Genomic DNA, 9,814 nt, shown 5'->3' on the forward strand with positions numbered 1-9,814 from the left:
TCTAGAGTCTGTAGGAGAACTGCTCCTGCGCGGTTCCCAAAGCGGCCTTCGCCGAATCGACGGCCGCCTGTGTCGTGCGCAGCTCCTGCTCGGCATTGTCGTAGGTCGAGCGCGTGGTGAAGCCGCCGGCAAGAAGTTGCTTCTGACGCTCGAAGGACATCTTGGCCTGGGTCAGGAGTGCCTCGGCCGAAGCGAGGGCGGCTTTCGCGTTGTCGAGATTCGCCTGCTGGGTCAGGGGCTCGAGAACGGCGAGGACCTGATTGGCGGTGACGTGATCCCCGACCTCGACCCGCCGCTCGGCCACCTTGCCGTTGGTCCGGAACGAGACGTTGACCTGCGCCTGGGCCTGGATGTCGCCGGTCACCACGACCTCGAGCGCCTGAGGCGTACGGCGTGCCTGCACCACCCGCACGCGCGCCATCGCGGGATCCAGCGCGGCGTCCGGTTCGGCCCGTGCGCACCCGATCGACGCGAGCGCGGTTAACACCAGTACAACGGATGGGGGTGGACGGAAGACGATGCGGCTCATGCGATCGACCGTGTCGGCGCGGCTCGTGCGAAATGCGTGGCGCGTTCCTACGCCATCCGTTACATACCGTCCAGACGGTTTTTAGTGCAGGTCAGCGATGCAGGTGAAGCGACAACGGCTGGCGGCCCGGCCCGAGATCATCCTTGAGGCCGCCGCCGCGGTGCTGCTCAAGGCGGGCGTGCGGGGGTTGACGATCGACGCGGTTGCCGCCGAGGCCGGGCTGAGCAAAGGCGGGGTTCTGCACCATTTCGCGTCGAAGGATGCGTTGGTGGTGGCTCTGGTCGCCCGCAAGCTTGCGGATGTGCGCGAGGAGATCGCGGCATGCGCTGCGGCGATCCCCGCTGGCCCGTCTCAGTTCCCGAAGGCGATGGTGGCGCATGTGCGCGGGCATTATTGCGAGGACAACGAATCCGCGCGCGCACTCCTGCTGGCCTCGATGGAGTCGCCGGAGGCGCAGAAGGGGTTTCAGGCCTTCGTGGTGGATCAGCTGGATCAGCTCGGTCAGATCGACGGCGCCCGTCCGGGCGAGGGTTCCGTCCTGTTCTTCGCGATCCTCGGCCTGTTCATGAGTCGGGCCCTGGGCTTCCACCAGCTCGGCGAGGACTCGCTCGTGCCGATGCTCGACGCCCTCGATCGAATCGCGAGCCGGACCGACGGCTGAGATTGCGCGCTCAGACCTGAAAGGCGAGAACCGCCCGCGTGCCCGGAGATCCGGGAGCATACGACAATGCCGAGCGCAGGTTCGATGCCATCGCCCGCACGATCCGTGAGCCGAGTCCGGTCCCGCGGATCTCACCCTCTCCGGTCCAGCCGATTCCATCATCCTCGACAGCGAGCCGCACGGTGTCGGCGGCATCGCACTCGATCGCCACGCGGATCTCGCCCGACGTGCCGACCGGATAGGCGTACTTGTACGCGTTGGTGACGAGCTCGGTTACGACCACGCCCACCGAGACGGCCTTGTCCGTCGAGAGGCGCACGGGCGCCGCCCGGAGCCGGATGGCATGATCCCGCCCGCTCGCCCGCATGGCCGCCTGCAATTCCTCGACGAGGCTCTGCAGGTAGGCGTCGAGCTCCACGGACTCGACGTCGTCCGAGGTGTAGAGCCGCCGATGGATCCCGGCGATCGCCGAGATCCGGGCCTGCATCTCGTCGAGTGCAGCCTTGGCAGCCGAATCCGTGACGGCGTTGCGCTGCATATGCGCCCGGGCCGCGACGAGGGCCAGGGAATGGCGACGCGATGGTTGACCTTCGCGCAGAAACAGTTCGGCGCGGTCGCGCGCCTGCGCAACTTCGCTTCGGGGCGTTCCTTGTCGCGCCGCAGGCTCTCCTGCCGCAGCGCCGTGGCGACGGCCTCGCCGAGCAGCTCCCGGAACTGCCCCTGAACGTCCTTCCAGACGTAGTCGACCGCGCCGGCCTTCAAGGCCGCGACGGCGACGCGGCTGTCCTCGGAGCCGGTCACGTAGATGACCGGGGGCGCCTCAGGCAGGGCACGGATTTCCGGCAGCAGATCGAGGCCGGTCTGACCGGGCATGTGATGATCCAGGGCGACGGCATCGATACCGCCCTGCGCCAGCCGTGCCAGCCCCGCGGCGCCGTCGGGACAGATCTCGACCGCGTAGCCCCGGGTCTCCAGGGCGCGCCGGACCAAGCGACCGAGGCCTGGATCGTCGTCGATGTAGAGGATGCGTGCCGCCGCGGCGGTCCCGTCCCCGCTGACACGCCCGGTGCTCATGGGTTCTGGGGAACCTGCATGACCGAGAAGAACAATCCGAGCTGACGGATCGCGTTCGCGAAGCCGTCATAGCTGACCGGCTTGGTGATGTAGACGTTGGCCCCGAGATCGTAGCAGCGCTGGATCTCGCGGCTGTCATCCGTGGTGGTCAGCACAACCACCGGGGAGCGCCGCGTATGCGGGTTCGCCTTGACCTTCTCCAGGATGTCGAGGCCGGTCATGTCGGGCAGGTTGAGATCGAGCAGGATCAGCAGATGCCGCCGAGCACTCGCCTCGCCGGTGCCGTCCGCGCCGAACAGGTAGTCCAGCGCCGAGGTGCCGTTCCGGAACGGGACGATCTCGTTGTTGACGCCGGCGCGACGGATGTTGCGCTCGATGAGGCGCGCATGCCCCTCGTCATCCTCGATCATCACGATGCTGACAGGATGCACGGGCGGGCTCCACGCTCATTCGGCGGCGATGGGCGCCGGTTCGGGGTCTATCTGGACCGCTGTAGCCGGAGCGCGGGGCAAGGTCACGTCGAACGTCGTGCCGATGCCGAGTTCCGAACGGACCTCGATCCGGCCGCCGAACGAGCGCACCAGGGCTTTGACATGGGCCAAGCCTATTCCATCGCCCGGGCGATCCTGCAGGCCGGAGCGTCGAAAGAGTTCGAAGACGCGGGCATGATCCCGTGCGGCGATCCCCCGGCCGTTATCGGCGACGGAGAAACAAACCCGCCGGTCTCCGACGGCCGTGGCGGTCACGGTCACGCGTCCCGGCCGGCTGGGGTCGAGATACTTCACGGCGTTGTCCAGCAGGTTCCCGAAGACCTGCTCGACGGCCACGCGATCGGCAACGATCGTCGGCAAGTCGGGGGCGATCGTCACGGTGGCGCCCGTGGCCTCCGTCTGGTGCCTCTGGGCGTCCGCCACGCCGCGCAGCAGATTCGTCATGTCGAGGAGCTCGGGGGAAAATTGCCTCCGCCCTTCTCGGGAGAGCTTCAGGATGGCGGCGATCAGCCCTTCCATCCGGTTCACCGCCGCCTTGATGAAGCCGAGCGCCTCGGCGAGATCGCCGTCGAGCCGCTCCGCCTCCGGGTGCCCGCGAAGGGCCGCCTGGATCTCGGTCCGGGTCGCCTCCAGCTCGCTGGTGAAACCCATGACGTTGACGAGCGGCGCACGCAGGTCATGGCTCACGATATAGGCGTAGCGCTGGATCTCCTCGTTGGACTCGCGCAAGTCGGCTTCGGCCTGCCTCTGTTCGGTGATGTCCGTATGGACGCCGACCCATTCCCGGATCGCGCCGCGTGCATCGAGCACCGGAATGGCGCGGATCGCGAAATGTCGCCATGATCCGTCGCGGGACCGGACCCGGTGTTCGTGGACGTAGGTTTGTCGCGCTCGGACGGTTGCGTTCCAGCTCTCGATGGAGGCCTGCACGTCGTCCGGATGCACCGCGTCGGCCCAGCCGTAGCCCTGGTACTCCGCCCGCGTCTGGCCGGTGATCGCGCTCCAGCCGGGCTGGTCGCCGAGCATCCGGCCTTCGGCATCGTTGGTCCACAGGACGCCACGCACGGCCTGCACCGCGGCTCGAAACCGTGCCTCGCTCGCCAGCAATTCGCGTTGCACCCGCTGCTGGTCCAGGGACGAGGCGAGGATCGCCAGGAACAGGATGAGGAAGGTCGCGCCGGCGACGTAGAGCGCGAGATTCTGCTGGCCCTGGACGCTCGTCATCGCATGGGCGGCGTGGGGGCCGCCTTCATCGACGGTGATCGTCGCGGCGGCCATGCCGGTGTAGTGCATGCCGGCCACGGCAACCCCCATGACGCAGGCCGCGACAAGCTTCTGCCAGACGCCGTGCTGGTGAAACGAGAGCCACAAGGCCGCGGTCGCCGCGGTCACGGCGATCGCCACCGAGAGCGCGACCATGGGCCGATTGTAGGAAAGGTCGCCAGGGATCCGAAGCGCCGCCATGCCGGTGTAGTGCATGCCGGCAACCCCCAGGCCCATCAGCACGCCCGCCACGAGGATGCTGCCGAGCCCCTCCCCGGTCCGCTCCACCCACAGAAAGCCGGCGCCGGTGGCCGCAACGGCGATCGCGAGAGAGAGGAGGGTCAGGCCGACGTCGTAGGTGGTGGGCATGCCGGTTTCGAAGGCCAACATGCCGACGAAATGCATCGACCAGATGCCGCCGCCCATGGCGAGCGCAGCGCCGGTGATCCACGGCCAGCGGGGGCCCGCCGCGACGGGCCCTCGGATGCGACTGCCCAGATCCAGCGCTGTGTAGGACGCAAAGACGGAGAGGCCGATCGACAGGGCGACGAGCGCCGGATTGTAGCCTGTATGGACCATCGACTGGGATCGACGTGTGGAGCGCGCAGATCGGGATGTATCCTGAGCCCTTGAAGCGCGCCATCGGGAATCGAAGGCCCCGTGGTCTCCCGCAGCCAGGATCGTGAGCGCGGGGCCGACCTGCCGGTCGGCTGCGGGTGGCGCGACGTGGCGGAAGCCCGGGCCTTCCCGTCGCCGCGGCGATCGCGCATTGTCCCGCGCGGCGGCCTTCGGCCTGTCCCGACAGGTTGCGGCAAGCAGGAGGAGCGACGATCCATCGTGGCCCCCGCCCGAGCCGAAGATCCGCCGCCCTGACGCGGGTTCGCGGTGGAGGGGGGAGCCAAGATGCGGGCCCCATCCGGGCAAGCCGACGGCCGGGCCCCGACCGACCCTGGGCGCCGCCGCCGGCGCGCCCATAGACTGCGTAGAAAAATCCGCGTTCGCCAGACCGCGATGGCCTCATCGGTCGCGCGCGCGCGTTCTAGAGTTCCGTCGATCGCTCATCGCGAATGCAGGTTCATGAACGGACACGCTGCGGCACGACTTCCGGACGACCTGCGCGACGCCCTGGCGCGGACCCTTTACGATCACGACCGTCCGGCGGGCGAGGCGTGCGCGGGCTGGGAGGCCGCGGATTTCGAGATCCGTCACCCGGGTCTGCGCGAGCGCTATCGCCGCTCCGCCGACGCCCTTGCCGACGGCCCGCTCGCCGAATGGCTTCTGAGCCGCCTCGCCGACGAGGAGGAGTTGCGGGTGCTGCGTCGGCAGCGGATGTCGCCGGAGCGGGAGCGCGAGCTTCTGGAGGCCAACAACCGTCTTCTCGCGCGCGCTGAAACGGCCGAAGCGGCCCGGGAGGCGGCCGAGGGAGCGTTCGCCACGCTCCGCCGCGAGCGCGACGTCGCCCGGGAGGCGGAGGCGTTCTGGCAGCAATTCGCTTTCGATGCCGACGATCTCGCGACCCGCCGCCTCATCGAGCAGACGGATGCGCGCGCCGAGGCCGAGCGCCGGGCCATCGCGGAACGGTGCCGCAGGGAGCGCGCGGAGGCGGCGTTGCGCCTGTTCGCCGACCGCGCCGACGTGATGCCGAAGGAAGGCTGGGCCTCGGAACTGGCCCAAGCCAATCGCGACATACCGCTCTGGTGGTTTCACGCGGCGCGCGTCGCCCTGGACCCGCCGGATCTCTCCCGGCCAGCCGAAGACGGAGAGGGTTGAGACCCTCAGGCGGCGGCGGACTGCTTGGCGGACTGGTCTCGGAACAGCGCCGTGCATCCGGAACCGCGGTGCATGCTCAGGATCGACGCGCGGTCGATCTCCGGGTGCGACTTGAGCACGTTCTGGACGCAGGCCAGGACACGCTCGTACTGCGCGGCATCGTAGTTCGGCTCGAGCGGACTGACCGCGATGTAGGTCTCCACGACGAGGACGCGCTCGGCGCGGTCTCGGGTGACGTCGACGGCGATCCAGGAGGATTTGATCAGGCTGGTGCTGGCGAGCATGGGCGTTCCTCGTGCAGCGTTGCGACTTTAATCCCGCGGCGGCGGGCCAATTTTGGCGAAATCATGGACCGCCCGGCCGCGAATGCCAAGGGGCGCTCCCACCTGGTCCGAGGCTGCAAGCTGTCTGTTGAGCGCCGCGTCTGGCCGGCTTACGTTTCGTCACGGGCCGCACAGGCCCGATCCACAATCGGCACTCGCATCCGGCGAATGGCATGTGGTATACAAATTCAAGGACTCGTCACCCAGGGTCCGAGTGACGGTGTCGCGACACGACGAGACCGCGCATTGGGAGGGATAGCAGACATGATCCGTTCGAGGATGAGAGGTCCCTGCCCCGGCGTCGCACGTTGCCCGTCACCGACCCGTGCAGGCAGCATGCCGGCATTCCGCGCGGCCTGAGCCGCCCTCCGACATTCCCGAATCCGACTCCAGCTCCGAGACCGATCATGACCAAGGCCCTCGAAGGCGTCCGCATCCTGGACTTCACCCACGTTCAATCCGGCCCGACCTGCACGCAGCTCCTGGCTTGGTTCGGTGCAGACGTCATCAAGGTGGAACGGCCGGGCGTCGGCGACGCCACGCGTCAGCAGCTTCAGGACATTCCTGACGTGGACAGCCTCTATTTCACGATGCTGAACCACAACAAGCGCTCGATCACGCTGGATTCGAAGAATCCGAAGGGCAAGGAGGTCCTCTGGCGCCTCATCAAGGAATGCGACGTCCTGGTCGAGAACTTCGCACCCGGCGCGCTCGCCCGCATGGGCCTCACCTGGGAGAAGATCCACGAGGCCAACCCGCGCATGATCCTGGCCTCCGTGAAGGGCTTCGGTCCCGGCCGCTACGAGGACTGCAAAGTCTACGAGAACGTCGCGCAATGCGCCGGCGGCTCGGCCTCGACCACGGGTTTCCGGGACGGTATCCCGATGGTGACGGGGGCGCAGATCGGTGATTCCGGAACGGGTCTGCACCTCGCGCTCGGCATCGTCACGGCGCTGTATCACCGGACCCAGAGCGGCCTCGGCCAGAAGGTCGACTGCGCGATGCAGGACGGCGTGCTCAACCTGTGCCGGGTGAAGCTGCGCGATCAGCAGAGGCTCGAGCACGGGCCGCTGAAGGAATACAGCCAGTTCGGTGAAGGCATCCCGTTCGGCGAGGCGACTCCGCGCGCCGGCAACGATTCCGGCGGCGGTCAGCCGGGCCGCATCCTGCGTTGCAAGGGCTGGGAGCAGGATCCGAACGCCTACATCTACGTGATCACCCAGGCCGCCGTGTGGGAGCCGATCTGCGACATCATCGGCGAGCCGAGCTGGAAGACCGACCCGAACTACGCCACGCCGAAGGCCCGACTGCCGCATCTCAACGAGATCTTCACGCGGATCGAGGCGTGGACGATGAAGGTGTCCAAGTTCGAGGTGATGGACACGCTGAACAAGTACGACATCCCCTGCGGCCCGATCCTGTCCATGAAGGAGATCGCCGAGGACGAGTCGCTGCGGAAGACCGGCACGATCGTCGAGGTCGACCATCCGACGCGCGGCAAGTACCTGACGGTGGGCAATCCCATCAAGCTGTCGGCGAGCCCGAGCGACGTGAAGCGCTCCCCGCTGCTCGGTGAGCATACCGAGGAGATCCTGCGCAGCGTGCTGGGCTATTCCGAGGCCGAGGTCGGTGAAATCTCCGAGTCCGGCGCGATCGGCGTCGTTCAGAAGATCGCCGCAGAGTGAGCGGCGTGCGGCGATCCCGGGCTCCGGCCTGGGTTCGCCGCCGTCGTGTCCGGGGCCGCACCGTCCCGGACTTCGGATGACGCCGTCCGACCAACGGGGCACGACCGTTCGCCGCCGCGCCCCGCGCTCCGACCGTCCCTTTCCCGGGCCGCCATGGGCCCGGTCGAAGCCCAGGAGATTGCATGCGCATCGCCTTCATCGGCCAACAGGATTTCGGCAAGGCGGTCCTGGAGGCGTTCCTCAAGCGAGGCGATGAGGTCGCCGCGGTGTTCTGCGCGCCCGAGAAGCCCGGCGCCAAGCCGGACGTCCTCAAGACCGCGGCGGTCGAGAAGGGGTTGACCGTCTTCCAGTTCCCCAGCCTGAAGAGTCCCGAGGCCGAGGCCGCGATGCGCGGGCTCGATGCCGACATCGGCATCATGGCCTACGTGCTGCAATTCGCGCCCCAGAGCTTCGTCAACATCCCGAAGCACGGCACAATCCAGTATCATCCGAGCCTGCTGCCGCGGTATCGTGGCCCGTCCTCGATCAACTGGCCGATTGCCCGCGGCGAGCTGCAGACCGGCCTCACAATCTTCCGGCCCACCGACGGGCTCGATGAAGGGCCGGTGATCCTGCAGAAGACCTGCCCGATCGGCGCCGATGCGACGCTGGGCGACGTCTACTTCGACAACCTGTTCCCGATGGGCGTCGAGGCGATGCTCGAGGCGGCCGATCTCGTCGTTGCGGGAGAGCATGTCGAGATCGACCAGGATGAGGATGCCGCCAGCTACGAGGGCTGGTTCCGGGGGGCGGAGGCGGAGATCCACTGGTCCGCCCATGCCGAGCAGATCTACAACCTGATCCGCGCGGCCAATCCGGCGCCGGGCGCCTGGACGACGCTCGACGGCAAGAAGCTCCAGATCTTCGATTCCACCCTGCATCGGGTCCGTAAGCTCGCCGATGTCGTGGGCAAGCCCGGCGAGGTGATCGCCATCGACGACGCGGGGTTCAGCGTCTGCGCGCAGGGCGGCCGGATCGAGATTCGCAAGGTCAAGGCGGAGGGCGGCAAGAAGATCGCGGCCGCCGCGTTCGCCCAGGAGGTCGGGCTGGCGGTCGGGCAGGTGCTCGGGCGATAGGATGCCCGCGCCGGCGGTGGAGCGCATCCGACCTTAGACGGCGCGGCGCCCGACCGATCCCGCGGGGCCTCTCGGCTACGCGGTCGTTGAGCCTGTGCTCCCCGCCGCATTCAGCCCATAGCCGCGAAAGCGCTCGACGGTGATGCCGATCTCTTCATCGGACAGGATGATCGGCGTCCCGATCTGCCGGGCGACGGCGTATTGCTGGCAGAGGGTCTCCAGCTCGACGGCGAGCCAGAGGGCCTTCTCCAGATCGGTGCCGGCCGCGATCATGCCGTGGTTGGCGAGGAGGCAGACGTTGCGATCGGCCAGCGCAGTCAGGGCTAGGTCCGAGAGTTCAGCGGTGCCATAGGGCGCATACGGCGCGCAGCGCACGCACGGGCCTCCGAAGGCGGCGATCATGTAATGGATCGCCGGTATCGCCTGACCGCACATGGCGAAAGCGGTGCAGTAGACCGGATGTGCGTGGACCACCGCACCGAATTCCGGACGGGACACCAGGATGTCCCGATGGAAGCGCCATTCCGAAGAGGGCTTCTGATCCGGCGGGTGGGTGCCGTCGAATGCCATCGGGACCACATCGTCCGGTCCCGTCCTGTCGGTGGGCATGCCGGAGGGTGTGATCAGGAGCCCATCGCGGAACCGCACCGAGACGTTCCCCGACGTCCCGCGGTTCAGCCCCTGGGCGTCGAGCGCCCGTGCCGCCGCCACGACGCTCTCCCGCGCGATCCGCTCGTCCCTATCCATACCCGATCTCCGGAAAGCCCGGTCCCCGGTATGCAGGAAGCCCGGCGCCGTAAAGACGGCGCCGGGCTCATTCTCGTCGGTTCGTGTCGCCTGGACCGCGTTACTGGGCCAGGACCGGCGCGAGGCTCGCCTCGGGCTTCTTGGTATAGGCGGCCC

8 protein-coding genes and 2 pseudogenes are annotated in these 9,814 nt (G+C 68.0%); 4 read left to right on the plus strand and 6 right to left on the minus strand.

What is annotated here, in order from left to right; translation table 11 throughout:
* Nucleotides 1–10: 10 nt before the first annotated feature.
* Nucleotides 11–529: pseudogene (locus I53_RS13185) on the minus strand (efflux RND transporter periplasmic adaptor subunit); the annotation flags it as partial.
* 97 nt (nt 530–626) lie between these two features.
* On the opposite strand from I53_RS13185, the gene I53_RS13190 reads away from it, so the two are divergent.
* Complete coding sequence (locus I53_RS13190; RefSeq protein WP_043351415.1) at nt 627–1,190, plus strand: TetR/AcrR family transcriptional regulator; 564 nt, start codon at nt 627–629, stop codon at nt 1,188–1,190.
* A gap of 10 nt (nt 1,191–1,200) precedes the next feature.
* Here I53_RS13190 and I53_RS13195 read toward each other — a convergent pair.
* The 3 genes and pseudogenes from I53_RS13195 to I53_RS13205 form a co-directional block, all read right to left on the minus strand.
* Nucleotides 1,201–2,264, minus strand: a pseudogene (locus I53_RS13195) (sensor histidine kinase).
* On the minus strand, nt 2,261–2,674 hold the full coding sequence (locus tag I53_RS13200) for a response regulator (RefSeq protein WP_043351430.1): 414 nt from the start codon (nt 2,672–2,674) through the stop codon (nt 2,261–2,263). Before I53_RS13200 ends, I53_RS13195 begins: the two are co-directional and overlap by 4 nt.
* A 36-nt stretch (nt 2,675–2,710) precedes the next feature.
* Nucleotides 2,711–4,597, minus strand: coding sequence for an MHYT domain-containing protein (locus I53_RS13205; protein WP_043351417.1), 1,887 nt, complete (start codon nt 4,595–4,597; stop codon nt 2,711–2,713).
* Nucleotides 4,598–5,095: 498 nt separating this feature from the next.
* On the opposite strand from I53_RS13205, the gene I53_RS13210 reads away from it, so the two are divergent.
* Complete coding sequence (locus I53_RS13210; RefSeq protein ID WP_043351418.1) at nt 5,096–5,788, plus strand: hypothetical protein; 693 nt, start codon at nt 5,096–5,098, stop codon at nt 5,786–5,788.
* A 5-nt stretch (nt 5,789–5,793) separates the two neighbouring features.
* On the opposite strand, the gene I53_RS13215 is transcribed toward I53_RS13210, so the two are convergent.
* Nucleotides 5,794–6,072 carry a hypothetical protein gene (locus I53_RS13215; RefSeq protein ID WP_043351420.1) on the minus strand — a complete coding sequence of 93 codons (279 nt, stop codon included), beginning with the start codon at nt 6,070–6,072 and terminating at the stop codon, nt 5,794–5,796.
* 446 nt (nt 6,073–6,518) lie between these two features.
* Between I53_RS13215 and frc the strand changes: the two genes are divergently transcribed.
* Nucleotides 6,519–7,796, plus strand: coding sequence for a formyl-CoA transferase (gene frc, locus I53_RS13220; protein ID WP_043351422.1), 1,278 nt, complete (start codon nt 6,519–6,521; stop codon nt 7,794–7,796).
* Nucleotides 7,797–7,978: 182 nt separating this feature from the next.
* Nucleotides 7,979–8,911 (plus strand): methionyl-tRNA formyltransferase, encoded by a 933-nt coding sequence (locus I53_RS13225; protein WP_043351424.1) that lies wholly within the window; start codon nt 7,979–7,981, stop codon nt 8,909–8,911.
* A gap of 75 nt (nt 8,912–8,986) precedes the next feature.
* Here I53_RS13225 and I53_RS13230 read toward each other — a convergent pair whose 3' ends face one another.
* On the minus strand, nt 8,987–9,658 hold the full coding sequence (locus I53_RS13230; RefSeq protein WP_043351426.1) for a class II aldolase/adducin family protein: 672 nt from the start codon (nt 9,656–9,658) through the stop codon (nt 8,987–8,989).
* Nucleotides 9,659–9,814 lie beyond the last annotated feature (156 nt).

The organism is Methylobacterium sp. B1, from assembly GCF_000333255.1.
GTDB lineage: Bacteria > Pseudomonadota > Alphaproteobacteria > Rhizobiales > Beijerinckiaceae > Methylobacterium > Methylobacterium fujisawaense.